The sequence below is a fragment of the Nocardioides sp. YR527 genome (assembly GCF_900101045.1).
GTDB lineage: Bacteria > Actinomycetota > Actinomycetes > Propionibacteriales > Nocardioidaceae > Nocardioides.
Genome location: NZ_FNFN01000006.1, coordinates 448,649 through 464,912 on the forward strand (window position 1 = coordinate 448,649; position 16,264 = coordinate 464,912).

At 69.1% G+C, this 16,264-nt stretch carries 13 protein-coding genes; 5 read left to right on the forward strand and 8 right to left on the reverse strand.

The window, feature by feature from the left end; translation table 11 throughout:
- Nucleotides 1-47: 47 nt before the first annotated feature.
- The 4 genes from BLT25_RS20450 to BLT25_RS20465 all read right to left on the reverse strand — a co-directional run bounded on the left by BLT25_RS20450 (nt 48) and on the right by BLT25_RS20465 (nt 4,314).
- Nucleotides 48-935, reverse strand: coding sequence for a serine protein kinase RIO (locus BLT25_RS20450; protein ID WP_091049761.1), 888 nt, complete (start codon nt 933-935; stop codon nt 48-50).
- 157 nt (nt 936-1,092) lie between these two features.
- Nucleotides 1,093-2,397, reverse strand: coding sequence for a PQQ-binding-like beta-propeller repeat protein (locus BLT25_RS20455; protein WP_091049764.1), 1,305 nt, complete (start codon nt 2,395-2,397; stop codon nt 1,093-1,095).
- Nucleotides 2,398-2,464: 67 nt separating this feature from the next.
- Entirely contained in the window at nt 2,465-3,844 is a 1,380-nt protein-coding gene (locus BLT25_RS20460; protein ID WP_091049765.1) for an NAD(P)/FAD-dependent oxidoreductase, read from the reverse strand.
- Nucleotides 3,841-4,314 carry an Lrp/AsnC family transcriptional regulator gene (locus BLT25_RS20465; protein ID WP_008363265.1) on the reverse strand — a complete coding sequence of 158 codons (474 nt, stop codon included), beginning with the start codon at nt 4,312-4,314 and terminating at the stop codon, nt 3,841-3,843. The genes BLT25_RS20460 and BLT25_RS20465 overlap by 4 nt, the downstream gene beginning before the upstream one ends.
- Before the next feature lie 124 nt (nt 4,315-4,438).
- Here BLT25_RS20465 and BLT25_RS20470 point away from each other — a divergent pair, with 124 nt between their 5' ends.
- Entirely contained in the window at nt 4,439-5,827 is a 1,389-nt protein-coding gene (locus BLT25_RS20470; protein ID WP_256328700.1) for an NAD(P)/FAD-dependent oxidoreductase, read from the forward strand.
- A gap of 598 nt (nt 5,828-6,425) precedes the next feature.
- Here the strand turns inward: BLT25_RS20470 and BLT25_RS20475 are convergent.
- Together BLT25_RS20475 and BLT25_RS20480 are read right to left on the reverse strand one after the other, a co-directional pair.
- Nucleotides 6,426-7,697, reverse strand: a complete 1,272-nt coding sequence (locus tag BLT25_RS20475) for an HNH endonuclease signature motif containing protein (protein ID WP_091050110.1) — start codon at nt 7,695-7,697, stop codon at nt 6,426-6,428.
- A 373-nt stretch (nt 7,698-8,070) separates the two neighbouring features.
- Nucleotides 8,071-8,250 (reverse strand): hypothetical protein, encoded by a 180-nt coding sequence (locus tag BLT25_RS20480; protein WP_091049769.1) that lies wholly within the window; start codon nt 8,248-8,250, stop codon nt 8,071-8,073.
- Between the two features lie 15 nt (nt 8,251-8,265).
- Here BLT25_RS20480 and BLT25_RS20485 point away from each other — a divergent pair, with 15 nt between their 5' ends.
- Nucleotides 8,266-8,880, forward strand: a complete 615-nt coding sequence (locus tag BLT25_RS20485; protein ID WP_091049772.1) for a hypothetical protein — start codon at nt 8,266-8,268, stop codon at nt 8,878-8,880.
- On the opposite strand, the gene BLT25_RS20490 is transcribed toward BLT25_RS20485, so the two are convergent.
- Entirely contained in the window at nt 8,851-9,495 is a 645-nt protein-coding gene (locus tag BLT25_RS20490; RefSeq protein ID WP_091049774.1) for a TetR/AcrR family transcriptional regulator, read from the reverse strand. The two genes, BLT25_RS20485 and BLT25_RS20490, sit on opposite strands and share 30 nt — an antisense overlap.
- A gap of 80 nt (nt 9,496-9,575) precedes the next feature.
- Between BLT25_RS20490 and BLT25_RS20495 the strand changes: the two genes are divergently transcribed.
- Nucleotides 9,576-10,988, forward strand: a complete 1,413-nt coding sequence (locus tag BLT25_RS20495) for an amidase (RefSeq protein ID WP_091050112.1) — start codon at nt 9,576-9,578, stop codon at nt 10,986-10,988.
- Between the two features lie 17 nt (nt 10,989-11,005).
- Here the strand turns inward: BLT25_RS20495 and BLT25_RS20500 are convergent, their stop codons facing one another.
- On the reverse strand, nt 11,006-12,394 hold the full coding sequence (locus BLT25_RS20500; RefSeq protein ID WP_091049777.1) for an aspartate aminotransferase family protein: 1,389 nt from the start codon (nt 12,392-12,394) through the stop codon (nt 11,006-11,008).
- 117 nt (nt 12,395-12,511) lie between these two features.
- On the opposite strand from BLT25_RS20500, the gene BLT25_RS20505 reads away from it, so the two are divergent.
- Nucleotides 12,512-13,954: a gamma-aminobutyraldehyde dehydrogenase gene (locus BLT25_RS20505; protein WP_091049778.1), complete on the forward strand. Its 1,443-nt coding sequence runs from the start codon at nt 12,512-12,514 to the stop codon at nt 13,952-13,954.
- Nucleotides 13,955-14,109: 155 nt separating this feature from the next.
- Nucleotides 14,110-16,146, forward strand: coding sequence for an acyltransferase family protein (locus BLT25_RS20510; RefSeq protein ID WP_091049781.1), 2,037 nt, complete (start codon nt 14,110-14,112; stop codon nt 16,144-16,146).
- Nucleotides 16,147-16,264 lie beyond the last annotated feature (118 nt).

A 16,264-nucleotide genomic window follows, 5' to 3' on the forward strand; every position in this document is an offset into this window, starting at 1 on the left:
GGCACCGGGGGTGCCCACTCGGCCGACCGGAGTGACGCCTCGGCGGGTCAGAAGGCGTGGGCCATCAGGTCGGCGTAGACCTCCTGCTCGTCAACCTCCAGGCCGCGGGCCTGGAACCACTTCGCGACGTTGGTGATGTCACGGAGCAGGAAGTCGAAACCCAAGGGGTTGCCGACCAGGTCGATGATCTGGGGGAGGTCGATGATCACCAGCCGGTCATGCTGCGCCAGGATGTTGTAGGGCGAGAGGTCACCGTGGACCAGCCCCGCCTGGACCATCGTGGCCAGCGCCTCGACGAGCCCGTCCCACCACATCTCCAGGACGTGGTGCTCCGGGCGGGTCTGGGCGAGCCGCGGCGCCGTCTCCAGCTCCCCGTTGCCGCCGTCGACCGCGATCCACTCCATCAGGATCTCGGTGCCGTCGATCTGCACCGGATAGGGGACCGGGAGGCCGAGCTCCCAGCAGCGTACGAGCGCGTTCCACTCGGCGTTGGCCCACTCGGCCTTGGCGACCTCGCGGCCGAAGGTCGAGTTCTTCTTCAGCGCGCGCTCGTCACGGGAGCGCTTGACCGAACGGCCCTCGGTGTAGCTCGCGGCCCGGTGGAAGGTGCGGTGGTCGCTGTCGCGGTATCGCTTGGCGACCATCACCGCCTCCCGTTCCGGCTCCAGCGGGTCTGCGCGCACCAGCAGGAAGGCGTCGGCCTCCTTGCCGGTCTTGATGATGCCGAGGTCGGTGTCGATGGCGCCCTGAGAGGTCACCACCCAGTCCGGCCGCGGCTCCGGTCCACGTGAGAGCGGCTCCACGGAGAGCCAGGTGGACCAGCGTCGTCCGTCGTCCAGGTCCTCATAGACCTGGAAGTCGAAGACGAATTTCGAGTCGATCCCGCCCCAAGAATCGGGGACAGCGGGATCAGCGGAGATGTTCTCCTGAGTCACTTCGGGTGCTCCTGATACGAGAGTTCTTGTCTGTGGGCAGGCACAGGACGGACACAGTCATGGGTCTGCTCCTCTCGATCAGGGGCGCCTCGTGGACGAGAACGCCGGTCGCGGTCCATGGTGGAGGACCGCGACCGGCGTACGCAACAGGTTTATCTCAGGGGGAGACGAGCCAGATGTCGTCATCGCCGAGCATCAGGACCCGGCCGTCGTCGAGCCCGTAGGGGAGCGAGCCGTACGGAGCCGCGAGCTGCGCGGTCTCGTCGCCGGACGCGGCGTCGACGAAGGTGTGCCTGTAAGCGGGCATGTCCCGACCGACGGCGAGTTCCGTCAGCGGCTGCGGCCCGTTGGCGTAGCGATCGACGACCGGCCCGCTCACCAAGATGCCCGGGTAGATCTTCGTCGACTTCTCGAGGACGTCGTGGGAGGTCCGGTCCAGCTTCTCGGTCCACAGCCGCTCCCCGGTCGTGGGGGAGTACGCCGAGACCTGGTCGGTCAGGGTGAGCACCACCGCGTCCGGGGTCGGCGACAGCTGTATCCGGTCCGTCTCATCGGTCGGCCCGGTCCTGATCTTGAAGCTGTTGGCTTGTCGGCCGTCCAGGTCGGTGGTGACGATCTCGTAGCCGTCGTCGGTGGGATCGTTGAGGTAGATACGGTCGGCGAACACGTCGACCGCGGGATATCCGAGGTCCGAACAAGGGGTGCTGGTCGTCCATGCCCGGATGCCGGCCCGGGTGGCGGTGAAGGTGCAGGTGCCGTTCTGACGGGAGACGCCGACGAGGAGATCGCCGACCTGGGCCGCGGTGTGGTCGTCGAGGAGCTGGATCGGGCTGCCCAGAGGCTTCCCATCGCGCACCTGGCGGACGGTGTGCGTCGCTGGGTCGATGTCGGTCGCGATCGTCGGGACCCGGCGTACGGATCTCTCCTCGAACGTGCCGTAGCCGATGAATGCGGGCGTCGCGAGGTCGGGGGAGAGCCGCGGGGTTCGCGATGTCTCCCGTCCCGAGGCATCGAAGTGAACCGTGGAGCACCCCTTCTCCGTGCAGACCACGGCGTCGAGCTCGCCGTCGGCGCTGATGGCGATCGGCTGGTAGTTGTCGTCCACGGCCCGCTGCCACGCCTGATCGCCGTCGCGGTCGTACATCGCGATCTGCTCGATCCCGCCAGCCGCGACATGGCCGCCATCCCCGACATGGGCCCAGATCCCGTCCAGGGGCTCCTCGGCCACAACCTTGCCGGATCTCAGGTCGCGGATAGTGAGCCGGTCGTCGTCGTAGGTGTAGACCCGGTCCCGTACGACGACCGCCTCGTCGGAGCCGTGCTCAACCTCGGCGTGCCACGCGACGTCGCCGGCCACCAGTTCGTGGGCCCGCCAGTGGCCGAGACCGACGAGCAGCGCCCCGACTCCGGCCAGCGCTCCGACGGCTATGAGCGCCTTCTTCGTGCCCGGTGCGACTGCCATGGTTCCTCCGAAGTTCCGAGATCGACAGGCGCAGCCTAGTCGTCGCGATGGAGAAGCCTGACCCGCGTCAGTGGCCGCCCACGAGCGGAGAGACGGCCCGCGCGACCAGCGAGCCCTTGCCTGTGGCGGTCTCCTCCGCGTCGGCCACCGTCATCGCACGCAGCCCGGCGTTGACGCCGAGCCAGCGCAGCGGCTCTGGCTCCCAGCGCGGTGAGATGTGACCGACCCAGGGGAGGGTGGTGAGATCGGACTCGGTGCCGAGGACCAGGTCGCGCAGCGTACGGCCGGCCAGGTTGGTGGTCGCGACGCCGTCGCCGACGTAGCCGCCGGCATGCGCGAGCCCGCTGGCCGGGTCGTAGCCGACCGAGGCGTGCCAGTCGCGCGGGATGCCGAGCACGCCGCCCCACCGGTGGGTGACCTTGTGGCCGCGTACGGCCGGGAACATCTCGATGAGGGTCGCCTGCAGGCGGCGGTGGGTGCGCAGGTCGGAGGCGTCCGCGTGGGTGATCCTCGACCCGAAGGAGTACGGAGCGCCACGCCCGCCGAAGACCAGCCGGTCGTCCGCGGTGCGCTGCCCGTAGATCAGCAGGTGCCGGCCGTCGGAGAACGTCTCGCGCTCCTCCAGGCCGATGCTCGACCAGACCAGGTCGGAGAGGGGTTCGGTGGCGATGATGAGGGAACGCACCGGGATGACCTCGCGCTCGAGGCCGGCCAGCGTCGGGGTGTAGCCCTCGGTCGCGCGTACGACGACGTCGGCGGTGACCACGTCACGCTCGGTTCGCACCTGGTGCGGCTCGATCGCGGTGACCCGGGTCTGCTCGTAGATCGTGACACCGCGGGCCTCGACGGCGCGGGCCAGGCCCCGGACGAGCTTCGCGGGGTGGAGCGCAGCGCAGTCGGGGGTGTAGGTCGCACCGAGTGTGTTGGTCGCGGCGAGCCGCTTCTCGGCAGCGGCTCGGTCCAGCAGAGAGATCTCGGCGTCACCGAGCCCCCAGGAGCGGGCGTGCTCGACCTCGTCGCGGGCGCGCTCGAGCTGGGCGGCCGTACGGGCCACCACGACCGTGCCGCCCTTGGCGATGTCGGCCTCGATGCCTTCGGCCCCGGCGACCCGGATCACCTCGTCGACGCATCTCCGCATCGCCCGGTCCTGGGCGAGCGCGGCCTCCCGGCTCGAACCAGCAGCCACCTTGTCGAGCGAGGCGGGGAAGAGGGCCGAGCACCAGCCGCCGTTGCGGCCCGAGGCGCCGAAGCCGGCGACCTCGGCCTCGAGGATCGCGATCTTCAGGTCGGGCCTGGCCTCGGCCAGGTAGTAGGCCGTCCACAGCCCGGTGTAGCCGGCGCCCACGATCGCGACGTCGACCTCGATGTCGCCAATCAGCGCCGGCCGTGGCTCCCAGGCGTCACCCGCGGTCGCGTGCCACAGGCTGATCTCGGGGTAAGAGGTCACCTGACTCCCCAGGCGTACGTCTGCTTGTGCAGGTGGAGGTACATGAACGTCTCGGTGCTCACCACGCCCTCGATGGCGCGGATCTTGCTGGAGACGAGGTTGAGCAAGGCCTCGTCGCTCTCGGCGACGACCTCGACGAGCAGGTCGTAGGAGCCGGCGGTGATGACGATGTAGTCGACCTCGTCGAGCTTGCCGAGCTCGTCGGCGATCCCTTCGATCGGCCCGGAGGTGCGTACGCCGATCATGGCCTGCCGCGCGAAGCCGAGCTCGAGCGGGTCGGTGACCGCGACGACCTGCATGACGCCGCTGTCGACGAGGCGCTGCACGCGCTGTCGCACCGCGGCCTCGCTCAGGCCGACCTCCTTGCCGATCGCGGCATAGCTGCGCCGCCCGTCCTGCTGGAGCTGCTCGATGATCAGCTTGTTGACCTCGTCGAGGTGAGCGCCCCCGTTGCGCTTGCGAGTGGTCATGGCGCCCAGTCAACCTGTTCGCCGTGGCCAGATGCAACGAAATCCGTCGTGTGTAACGAACAATTTCCATGATTCCGTACGTTGTGTGTGGCTGAAGGCCTCTGAAGTTGTCATAGTGGGCGTCGTGAACCATGTCTCGCTGACCGATGCGAAGCCCGCCGTCTACTGGCTGGACGACCCCGCGAAGCCAGCGCCGCTGCCGCCTCTGCTCGGGGTGACATCGGCGGATCTGGTCGTCGTCGGGGGTGGCTATTCGGGTCTGTGGACGGCGCTGCTGGCCCGGGTGCGGTTTCCGTCGTGGTCGGTGGTGCTGCTGGAGGCCGGTCAGTGCGGGGACCAGGCATCGGGCCGCAACGGCGGCTTCGCCGAGGCGTCGCTGACCCATGGATTCTGGAACGGCCTGGAGCGATGGCCCGACGAGCTCGCGACGCTGGACCGGCTCGGTCAGCAGAACCTCGATGAGATGGCCGCGACCATCGAGGAGTACGGCATCGACTGCGACTGGCGGCTGACCGGCGCACTGAACGTCGCCACCCGCCCGCACGAGGTCGACGACCTCGCCGAGTGGTCGGCCGCGCTGACCGAGCACGGCATCAAGCACCGGCTGCTGGACGAGACCGCGGTGCGGGCCGAGCTTCGCTCGCCGACCTTTCTCGGTGGCCTGGAGGTGCTCGGCGACACGGCCACGGTCGAGCCGGCGCGGCTGGCCTGGGGGCTGCGTCAGGCCTGCCTGGACGCGGGGGTCGTGATCCACGAGGGCTCCGCGGTGAGCGGCCTCGCCCGCGACGGCGCGGGGATGATGGTCTCGACACTTACCGGGTCGGTGCGGGCCGGACGGGTCGCGCTGGCCACCAACGCCTTCCCGCCGCTGCTGCGGCGGCTGCGGATGATGACCGTGCCGGTCTACGACTACGTACTCATGACCGAGCCGCTCTCCGATGCGCAGCTGGACGCCATCGGCTGGGCGAACCGGCAGGGCGTCAGCGACTCCGCCAACCACTTCCACTACTACCGCCTGACCAGGGACAACCGGATCCTGTGGGGCGGCTACGACGCGATCTACCACTTCGGCTCGAAGATCTCACCGGAGCTGGAGACCGGCGCCACCCACGACAAGCTGGCCGGCCACTTCTTCGAGACCTTCCCGCAGCTCGAGGGGCTGCGCTTCACCCACCGCTGGGCCGGCGTCATCGACACCTGCACCCGCTTCTCGGCATTCTTCGGCAAGGCGTACGCCGGCCGCGTCGCCTACGCCCTCGGCTACACGGGTCTCGGCGTCGGAGCCACCCGCTTCGGTGCCCAGGTGATGCTCGACCTCCTCAGCGGCGAGCAGACGGAGCGTACGTCCCTGGAGATGGTGCGTTCCAAGCCGCTGCCGTTCCCGCCCGAGCCGGCTCGGTACGCCGGTATCCAGATGATGGTCCGCTCGCTCGGCAAGGCCGACGCCAACGGTGGCCGTCGCGACCTGTTCCTGCGGACGATGGATCGTCTGGGGCTGGGGTTCGACTCGTAAGGCTGGCTTCTTGGCGGGCGCTGTGGCTGGTCGTTCTTCTCATGTTGGGGCCGCCGACCCGTTACGGATGGTGTTCTCGCCGAATCCCGGAGTCAAGGACGGCCTGCGGCCGCCGGCTTCGCCGGTCGCCTGCGGCGATCCTTGACACCGGGCTCCGTCGAGAATTTTGGCTGGCTATCGGGTCGGCGGCGGGGTTTGGCGCGGATTCCTTGGGTTGGGTACGGGCCTGGGATCTTGGGCCAGTGATTCCTGGGGACGGATGGTCTCCGCGTGCTTTTACAAGACGATGACACCTTGTGAACGGTTCACAAGCAGGGTCAGCGGCACGGGGCGACGGCCGCGGGATGGCGGACGCTGCGGCCTCAGCTGGCTTCTGGCCATGCCCGTCTCAGGCGAGTCGTCTGGGCGGACGGACAGGGTCATCAGACGGTGATTGATGCGCCGCAGACTGGCAGCACCACCAACTGCAGCGCATCGGCAGGTTGGCCACCCGGCAGGAGTGGCACGACAAGACGGTGTGTCAGGGCGCAGATCAGCAATCGCGCCCTCGTGCGCTCGGACACGCATGTGGGCACGGCGGCGCAGGCCAGCCCGGCTGTCAGCCGGTCAGGGCGCGCCTGGTGAACCGGATCCGACCGTCCGGGAGCCGCTCATAGGTGTAGTCGGGATCGTGGATCCGGCGATGGTCGCTCGGGCACAACAGGACCATGTTCGCTAGATCGGTCTTCCCATCCTCGGACCACGGTTTCAGATGATGGGCTTCGGTCCAGGCCGCGGGGGCGTCGCAGTCTTCGGCCTGGCAGCACTTGTCTCTGAGCCGGAGTGCTCGGTGTTGGACCGGGTATGCCAGCCTGGCGGTTCGGCCGAGGTCGAGGATCTCGGAGTCGGTACCGAGCACGACGGGGACGAGGTCGGCGTTGCAGGCCATCCTCCGGGCCTCGGCGGCGGTGATCTGCTCGCCGTCGAACCCGAGGGCCGCGGTGCCGAGGTCGGCACGGAGCTGGTCGAGGCTCATGGTGATGAACACCGTGGTGCCGTGGCCACCGTGGCGGGGAAGCTGGTCGACGTCGTAGGTCTCGATGACGCGGGCGAACGCCTGGCCGAGGAGCTGGTCGTAGGGCACCTTGCGGCCCTTGTCCTCGGCCGAGAGCTTCCGGGGCTGGGCCAGGGAGTCCAGCAGGGTGCGGAGCCGCAGCCCGACCGCACGCGAGACTCGGGCGTGGATGTCGATGGTGCCGTCACCGTTGTCACGGGAGGAGTAGAAGGTGCGCCGTTGGGCGTGCTCCTCTTCCCGCTGCAAAGCTTTGGCTTCGGCGGCCTCGAATCGTTCGGGGTCGATCTCGGCCAGGATCCGTTTGCCGACGATCCGCAGTTCGTTGGCGGTCAGGCGACCGGCGTAATCCACGAGGAGCTTCTCGGCCAGGATCAGGTCCTCGGCGCTGGCGGCCGGGTCGGCCTCGATGGCGTCGAGTGCCTGGGTGATCACCCTCGCCTTGTCCTGGGACACTACACCCTCGGCCAGGCCAGCGGCCACGAGGTCGTACTTGGCCACGCCTGCGGCAAGTTTCATCTGGGAGCGGGCGACCGCCTTGTCGACCAACAGCTCGGTCCGCATCCACCCCGAGGCGTCCTTCGCACCCGTCTCCTCGGCGATGTCGCCGGCAGACGCGAGCACCCGCAGCTTCAGCGCGGCTTGTTGGGCCTGGAGCTTCTCCAACCGCTCCAACAGGTCCTTCTTCTGGCCCGTGCGCCAATAGGCGGGATCGGTGGCCAGCAGCTCGTGGAGAGCGGACTCGATGGCGTTCAAGGCAGCGTCGATCGCATCGCCGGGGTTGGTGCCCCAGTGGTCGATCTCGCGGCCGAGACTCATCGCCATTCCCCTCCTCAGAGGTGTGCTGTGATGGGTCTCATTCTACGCCGCAAAGCCTCAAGCGGCTGCCTATTTTCCCAGTTCAAACGCCGTTTTCGCGTTCAGCGAACGGCATCGCTTCTGTGGATGGTAAGTGGCCCGAAGGGCCACCCTTCCGCCCCATCAACATCACCTGTCCCAGGAGTGAATCTGCTGCGCCACACCCGGGCCGCCGCCCCGATAGCCAGCCAAATCTTTTCTCGATCTGGTCCGGAGTCCAGGACCGCCGAAGGCGGCCGGCGAAGCCGGCGCCCGAAGGGCGTCCTTGACGCCGGAGCAGATCGAGAAGACCCTCAAAGCAAGGGTCGGCGGCCCACCCCAACCCCGAAAAAACCTATGCCGCAGAGCCCTCCTGCGCCGCCGCAACCCGCTCACGGAGCTTGGCGTGGATCTCCTCCGGCGTGCGCTGCGTACGCTGGCGGTGGTTGCGCGCGATGATGACGCCTGTCGCGGTGACCCCGGCCAGTCCGGCGAGACCGACGATCTTCCACACGCTTGCACTGCCGAAACTCATAGGACCCCCTGCTAGATGTCTGACGACACCACTATCTCCCTTGCTGACGCCGTGGACCAGACCCGGACCGGTGATCTGTGGCTCTTCCGCGGGCGTTCGGTCGCCGACCGGGCGATCCGGATGCTGAGCAACGCCCCGGTCAATCATGTCGGGATGGCGGTGGTGCTCGACGACCTGCCGCCGCTGATGTGGCATGCCGAGCTCGGCAAGGGGCTGCTCGATCTCTATACCGGCACCCACCACCGTGGCGTACAGCTCCATGATCTGCGCGCCGCGGTCGAGCAGTGGGCCGGGCGCTACGAGCAGCAGGTGTGGCTGCGCCAGCTGACCGCCGACATCGATCGCCCGCGGGAGGACGCGCTGCTGCGGACGATCGCCCGGCTCGACGGCACGCCCTTCCCGTCGACCGCCGCACTGGCCGGACGCTGGGCGCGGGGGAGGGTGCGCTCGAAGGCCGGGCTCGAGCAGGTCTTCTGTGCCGAGGTCGTGGCTGCGACGTACCAGGAGATGGGCCTGCTCGACGACGAGCGCCCGACCAACTACTACGACCCGGGTCGCTTCTGGTCCGGCGACCACCTGACCCTTCAGGACGGCGCGGTCCTAGGGAGCGAGGTACGCGTCGTCGGCTGACCCGCGGCCCGCAAGGCGGAGGGCGAGTGAGACCTCGCCGCTCTCGACGAGCGTGCCGATGACGAGCGCACGGAGCCCTCGGAGAAGCGCGTCGGGGTCGACTAGGTCCGGGGCCGCGAGGGCGTGCAGCAGATAGCCGTGCACGAGGGCGAGCAGCGAGTCGGGGTCGGTCCGGGTCGCGCCGGCCACGGTGGCGGCACGGTCCGCGACGGCGCGGCCGGCGGTGAGTACCTCGGCAACCACCGGACGGAACTGTGGCTCGCGGGCGGCGTGGAGCAACCCCTCGAGGAAGGCGAGCGAGTCGGTCGGTGGTGACATCAGCGCCGCGGCGAAAGCCTCGGCCATCGCGTCGGTGCCCGACCCCGTCGAGGCGAGCTCGTCGGCGAGCGTACGCAGCCGGGCGACGTCCTCGGCCACGCCGGTGCGCAGCGCCTCGGCCGCCAGGTCGGTGATGGAGTCGAAGAAGTAGCCGACCGTGGCCAGCGGCAGCCCGGCGCGCTCGGTCACGGCCCGGTGGGTGACTCCGGCCATGCCCTTCTCGGCAGCCACCTCGATCGTGGCCCGGACGAGGGCGTCGCGCCGCTGCCGGGCGCTGTCGCCGTGCCGTCGCTTCATGAGCAGAGTGTTTCACGGGGCCAGCGCAAAGTCTGGAAGATCTTCTAGACTTTTTGGGGTCGATCCAGAAGGCTGTCGGCATGACCGCACCCGACCGCGTACACGCCTTCACCGACGACGCCCTCGGCGCCCACGATGCCGTCGAGCTCGCCCGCCTCATCCGCACCGGCGAGCTGAGCGCCGCAGAGGTCGAGGCGGCGGCGGTCGCCCGGCTGCGACGCGTCGTCCCGGAGCTGCACGCGATGGCGTACGAGGCCTACGACGCGCCCCGGAGAGCGGACACCGAGACTGGCCTGCTCCACGGCGTGCCGACCCTGCTCAAGGACAACACCGACCTGCGAGGGATGCCGACCAACCACGGTTCGGAGGCGTTCGACGCACGGGCGGCGTCCCGCGACGGGCGCTACACCACGCAGTTCCTCAGCTCAGGGATGACGGTGCTGGGCAAGAGCCGGATGCCGGAGTTCGGGCTGAACGCGACCACCGAGTTCCGAAGCGGACCACCGACGCCCAACCCCTGGAACTCGCGCCACTCCGTCGGGGCATCCTCCGGCGGGGCCGCGGCCCTGGTCGCAGCCGGAGCCGTGCCGATCGCGCACGCCAACGACGGTGGCGGGTCGATCCGGATCCCGGCCGCGGCCGCCGGACTCGTCGGACTCAAACCGAGCCGGGGAAGGCACCTCGACGGCGAGACCGCCCGCACCCTGCCGATCAACATGGTCAGCGAGGGGGTGGTGACGCGGACCGTACGCGACACCGCGACCTTCCATGCCGCGCTCGAGCGGCACTGGCGCAACCCGGCGCTGCCGCCCCTCGGACTGGTCGAGGGTCCCGCACGACGGCGGCTCCGGGTAGCGATGATCATCGAGTCGGTGACCGAAGCTGTCGTGGACACGCAGACGAAGGCGGCCGTGGAACGCACCGCGACCATGCTGGAGGAGCAGGGTCACACCGTCGAGCCGGTCCCGATCCCGGTCGACGCACGCTTCGGCGACGACTTCCTCAGCTATTGGGGTCTGCTCGCCTTCCTCGCCGGCAACCTGGGCCGCCTGACCATCGACCGTACGCTCGACACCGACCGCCTCGACGGCCTCACCGACGGCCTGCGTCGCGCCTTCGCCTCCGGCGGCTGGCGCCGCACGCCCACCGCACTGCTCCGCCTACGACGGGCGGCGGCGGCCTACGCGACCCTCTTCGACCAGCACGACGTGGTCCTGTGCCCGGTCGTCGCCGGCGTCACCCCGCCGCTGGGCCACCTCTCCCCGAACGTACCGTTCGAGGAGCTGGTCGACCGGCTCCGGCGACACGTCGCGTTCACGCCGCTGCAGAACATCACCGGAGCGCCGGCGATCTCGCTGCCGATGGCGCTCAGCGAGGAGGGGCTGCCGATCGGGGTGCAGCTCTCCGCGGCGTACGGGGACGAGCGGACCCTCCTCGAGCTCGCCTACGCCCTCGAGGAGCAGTCGCCGTGGCCCCGGATCCAGGACAACTGAGTCAGCGGTGAGCGTCCTCAGAGCATCGTCGAGGCCTTCTCCAGCACCCGGCGCAGGATCTGCTCCATCTCGTCGAACTCGGCCTGACCCACGGTCAGCGGCGGGGAGAGCTGGATGACCGGCTCGCCGCGGTCGTCGGCGCGGCAGTAGAGGCCTTCGGTCCACAGCGCCTTGGAGACGTACCCGTAGAGGATCCGCTCGCACTCCTCCTCGGTGAAGGTCTCCTTGGTCGCGCGGTCCTTGACCAGCTCGATGCCGTAGAAGTAGCCGGTGCCGCGCACGTCGCCGACGATCGGCAGGTCCTTCAGCTTCTCGAGGGTGGCCCGGAACGACCCCTCGTTGCGGCGTACGTTGCCGAGCAGATCCTCTGCCTCGAAGAGGTCGAGGTTGGCCATCGCCACCGCGGTGGAGACGGGGTGACCGCCGAAGGTGTAGCCGTGGTAGAAGGTCTCGTCCCCGGAGAGGAACGGCTCCATCAGCTGGTCGGAGATGATCGTGGCGCCCAGCGGCGCATATCCCGAGGTCAGCCCCTTGGCCGAGGTGATCATGTCGGGCACGTAGCCGAACCGCTCCGAGCCGAACATCGTGCCCAGCCGCCCGTAGGCGCAGATGACCTCGTCGGAGACGAGCAGGACGTCGTACGCGTCGCAGATCTCGCGCACCCGCTGGAAGTAGCCCGGGGGAGGCGGGAAGCAGCCGCCCGAGTTCTGCACCGGCTCCAGGAAGACCGCGGCGACGGTGTCGGGCCCCTCGGCGCGGATCACGACCTCGATCTGGTCGGCGCACCAGCGTCCGAACGCCTCCGGGTCGCTCCCGTCCATCAGGCCGCCGGTGATCTCCGAGGCGCGGTAGATGTTGGTGTTCGGCACCCGGAAGGTCGAGGGAACCAGGGGCTCGAACGGTGCCTTGATGTCGGCCAGGCCGGTGATCGACAGCGCCCCGTGGGTGGTGCCGTGGTAGGCGATGTTGCGCCCGATGACCTTGTGTTTGCCCGGCTTTCCCCGCAGCTTGAAGTAGTTCTTGGCGAGCTTCCACGCGGTCTCGACGGCCTCGGAGCCAGAGTTGGTGAAGAAGACCCGGTTCAGGTCGCCGGGGGCGAGTGCGGCCAGCCGCGCGGCCAGTTCGATCGCCGGCTCGTGCGCGTAGGACCACAGCGGATGGAAGGCCAGCTGCTTGGCCTGCTCCGCGCCTGCGTCGGCGAGCTCCGCACGCCCGTGACCGACCTGGGTGACGAAGAGCCCTGCGAGCCCGTCGAGGTAGCGGTTGCCCTCGATGTCGTAGATGTAGGCGCCCTCACCCCTGGCGATGATCGGCACGTCGGTCTTCGCATAGCTCGAATGCCGCGTGAAGTGCATCCAGAGATGGTCCTTGGCGTCGCGCTGCAGCTGCTCGTAGTTGCCGGTCATGACTCCATGGTCACCCAACGCATCTCGCTTCCGCAAGCGAATCAGTAGCAAACCATCAATTCCACTTCGGATTCGGTTGTGACATCCCTGTTACAGGAAGGAGTTAGTCTCTACCGCATGGCTGACCAGACCTTCAGGAACGTGATCGGCGGCGAGCTGCGCGAGGCCGCTGACGCCGCGACGTACGACGTCGTCGACCCCGCCACCGGTGAGGTCTACGCGCAGGCCGCGATGTCGGGGGAGGCCGACGTCGACCAGGCGTACGCCGCCGCAGCAGCGGCCTTCGGGGCCTGGGGCGAGACCACGCCCCAGGAGCGCAGCCTGGCTCTGCTCCGGATCGCCGACGCGATGGAGGCCCGGGCCGAGGAGCTGACCGCCGTCGAGGTCAAGGACACCGGCAAGCCGTTCCAGCTCACGCTGGAGGAGGAGCTGCCGCCGACGATCGACCACTTCCGGTTCTTCGCGGGCGCGGCCCGGACCCTGGAGGGGACGAGCGCAGGCGAATACCTGACAGACCACACCTCCTGGATCCGTCGCGAGCCGATCGGCGTGATCGGGCAGGTCACGCCATGGAACTACCCGCTCGCGATGATGTCGTGGAAGATCGCCCCGGCCCTGGCCGCCGGCAACACGGTCGTGCTCAAGCCCTCCGACACCACCCCGGCCAGCTCCGCGCTGCTGGCCGAGATCGCCCAGGAGTTCCTGCCGCCGGGCGTCCTCAACCTCGTCACCGGAGACCGCGACACCGGCCGCGCGCTGATCCGCCACAAGACGCCGCAGATGGTCGCCATCACCGGCTCGGTCCGCGCCGGCATGGAGGTCGCCGCCACGGCGGCACAGGACGTCAAGCGCGTCCACCTCGAGCTCGGTGGCAAGGCGCCGGTGATCGTCTTCGACGACGCCGACATCGACAAGGCGGTCGCCGGCATCGCCGCGGCGGGCTACTTCAACGCCGGCCAGGACTGCACCGCCGCGACCCGGGTGCTGGTGCAGGAGGGCATTCACGACGAGTTCGTCGCGGCTCTCGCCGAGGCGGCCCGCGACACCACCGTCGGTCTCCCCGCCGACAACACGGACGTCGGCGCGCTCAACAACCCCGGTCAGCTCGCCCGCGTCAAGGGCATGGTCGACCGCCTCCCGGACCACGCCACGATCGCCGCCGGAGGTGCGCCGGCACGGGTCGAGGGCGGTGAGAACGGCTACTTCTACCAGCCCACGGTCCTGGCCGGGCTCCGCCAGGACGACGAGCAGATCCAGCACGAGATCTTCGGCCCGGTGATCACGGTGCAGCGGTTCGCCGACGAGGCCGAGGCGCTCCGCTGTGCCAACGACGTCGACTACGGCCTCGGCTCCAGCGTGTGGACCAAGGACCACGCCACCGCGCTGCGGGTCAGCAAGCGCCTCGACTTCGGTGTCGTCTGGATCAACACCCACATCCCCTACATCTCCGAGATGCCCCACGGCGGCTTCAAGCACTCCGGCTACGGCAAGGACCTCTCCGTCTACGGGTTCGAGGACTACACCCGGATCAAGCACGTGATGTCCTACATCGGGGGCTGAGACATCAGCGGGGACAGCAATTGAACAGGTCGGTCGGCGACCCTCGATGTGCGAGCAGACCACGTCCGTGAAAGCATCGAGGGCCGTTTCGCGCACCTCCGCGACTCGGACCCAGCAATGGATAGCAGTCGACCCCCACACGAGGTGCACCCCACATGTCAGCCAAGCAATGGCGGACAGATGTCCAAGGTCTCCGGGCCATTGCCGTAGGCCTGGTCGTCGCTGCCCATGCGGGCATCCCGCACACCGAGGGCGGCTTCGTCGGCGTCGACGTCTTCTTCGTGCTCTCCGGCTTCCTGATCACCACCCTGCTGCTGCGCGAGGCGGATACGTCGGGAACGGTCAGCATCCCGCAGTTCTACGCGCGTCGTGCCCGTCGGATCCTGCCGGCAGCCACTCTCGTGATCCTGGTCGTCCTGGCGTACGCCGCCTGGCAGCTGCCCACCACCCGGCTCACCGATGCGGCCACCGACGGCACCTGGGCGGCGTTCTTCCTGGCCAACGTGCACTTCGCGGCCGAGGGCGTGCAGTACTTCCAGCCCAGCGAGCCCTCGCCGTTCCAGCACTACTGGTCGCTCTCGGTCGAGGAGCAGTTCTACCTGGTCTGGCCGGTGCTGGCCCTCCTGCTCATCCCCAGGCTCGGCCGCAAGGGCTTCACGGTCGTCGCCGCGGTGATCGCCGTCGTGAGCCTGGCGTGGTCGATCCACGCCACCGGCGAGAACCCGACCGCCGCCTACTTCTCCACCCCGGCCCGCGCCTACGAGCTCGCCGCCGGCGCGCTGCTGGCCTGCTGGGGCGGCCGGCTCAAGGGCGCCGCGAGCATCATCGCCGGCCTGGCGGGAGCCGCGGCGATCCTCGCCGCCACCGTCCTGTTCAGCGAGGCCACCCCGTTCCCCGGCTGGCAGGCACTGGTGCCCACCCTCGGCACGGTCGCGCTGCTGGCCTCGGGCGCGAACGCCCCGACCGCGAGGCTGCTCGCGATCCGCCCGCTGCGGTACGTCGGCGACATCTCCTACTCCCTCTATCTGTGGCACTGGCCGCTGATCGTGCTGGCCCCCGAGTTCCTGCACCTGGGCAACGCCGCGCTCGAGATGACGGTCGCGGTCGCCGCCGCGCTGCTCCTCTCCGCCCTGAGCCACCGCTTCGTCGAGCTTCCGTTCCAGCACAAGCAGGTGCCGGTGTTCTCGCACGGGTTGCGCGCGCTGGCTCTGTGGCCCGTCGCGCTGGTGCTGGCGGTCGGCAGTGGTTGGCTGGCAACCGGCTATGCCGCCTACGCCGAGAAGGAGCGGGCCGCCCAGGCCCAGGCCTGGTTCGCGGCCCACGAGGTCCCCGACACCGCCGCCGAGACCGGCGGCCCGCCGCAGGTTCAGCGAGAGCTGCGTGCCGCGCTCGAGATCGCCGACCGTGGTGGCCCGATCCCGCCGGGCGTGCTCGGTGAGGACATCACGGACGATCGGTGGCAGAAGGCCCACGGCGACTGCTACGCCAACTACGGCGACACCCGCGGCGCCGACTGCACCCTCGGCGACACGGATGCGAAGAAGACCGTCGCCGTCGTCGGCGACTCCCACGCCGGCATGTGGCTGACCGCCTTCGACGACCTCGGCAAGGAGAACGGCTTCCGGGTGGTGCCGGTCGTGAAGGTCGGCTGCGCTCCCTACCCGGTCCAGCACCGCGGCAAAAAGATGACCCAGGCCGAGTGCGACGACTTCCGCGACTGGTCCGCGGACCACCTCGAGCGCCTCGACCCCGACACGATCGTCTCGACGGCTCGCGGACAGCTCTTCATGCCGAAGACGTACGACGGGATGGACCGTGACGAGCAGTGGTCCCAGGCGGTGCGCAGCACGGTGAAGGCCTATCGGGAGATCTCCCGCAAGGTCGTCGTCCTCGGCGACGTACCCGCCGTCGACCACGACCCCGCCGACTGCATCAGCGCCCCCGAGGCCGACCAGCGCTCGTGCCTCAGCGACCCGGACTCGCGCGAGACCAGCAGCAACGAGCTCACCGAGTCGGCGCTGGAAGGCACCGAGGCGGCGTACGTCGACACCCAGCGTTTCGTGTGTGCCGAAGACCGCTGCCCGCTCGTCGTGGGGGAGAAGGTCACCTACTACGACTCCTCGCACCTGACCGAGTCCTGGGTCCGCCATGTCACGCCGCGGCTCGGTGTCATCCTGGCTCCGCTGATTTAACTGGGACTTTCATTTCGGGATTTGCCTTTACGTGCCTCTTTGTGGCTTAATTGTGACCAGACGTTGCAAAACGTTTCATGCACAGCCCTGGACCCGTGGGGGAGTCCGGGGCTGCTGC

Coding starts and splice junctions, on each gene's coding strand:
- BLT25_RS20505 (WP_091049778.1), top strand. CDS start 12,512: ATGGCTGACCAGACCTTCAGGAACGTGATCGGCGGCGAGCTGCGCGAG.
- BLT25_RS20500 (WP_091049777.1), bottom strand. CDS start 12,394: ATGACCGGCAACTACGAGCAGCTGCAGCGCGACGCCAAGGACCATCTC.
- BLT25_RS20480 (WP_091049769.1), bottom strand. CDS start 8,250: ATGAGTTTCGGCAGTGCAAGCGTGTGGAAGATCGTCGGTCTCGCCGGA.
- BLT25_RS20455 (WP_091049764.1), bottom strand. CDS start 2,397: ATGGCAGTCGCACCGGGCACGAAGAAGGCGCTCATAGCCGTCGGAGCG.
- BLT25_RS20510 (WP_091049781.1), top strand. CDS start 14,110: ATGTCAGCCAAGCAATGGCGGACAGATGTCCAAGGTCTCCGGGCCATT.
- BLT25_RS20495 (WP_091050112.1), top strand. CDS start 9,576: ATGACCGCACCCGACCGCGTACACGCCTTCACCGACGACGCCCTCGGC.
- BLT25_RS20465 (WP_008363265.1), bottom strand. CDS start 4,314: ATGACCACTCGCAAGCGCAACGGGGGCGCTCACCTCGACGAGGTCAAC.
- BLT25_RS20485 (WP_091049772.1), top strand. CDS start 8,266: ATGTCTGACGACACCACTATCTCCCTTGCTGACGCCGTGGACCAGACC.
- BLT25_RS20475 (WP_091050110.1), bottom strand. CDS start 7,697: ATGAGTCTCGGCCGCGAGATCGACCACTGGGGCACCAACCCCGGCGAT.
- BLT25_RS20490 (WP_091049774.1), bottom strand. CDS start 9,495: ATGAAGCGACGGCACGGCGACAGCGCCCGGCAGCGGCGCGACGCCCTC.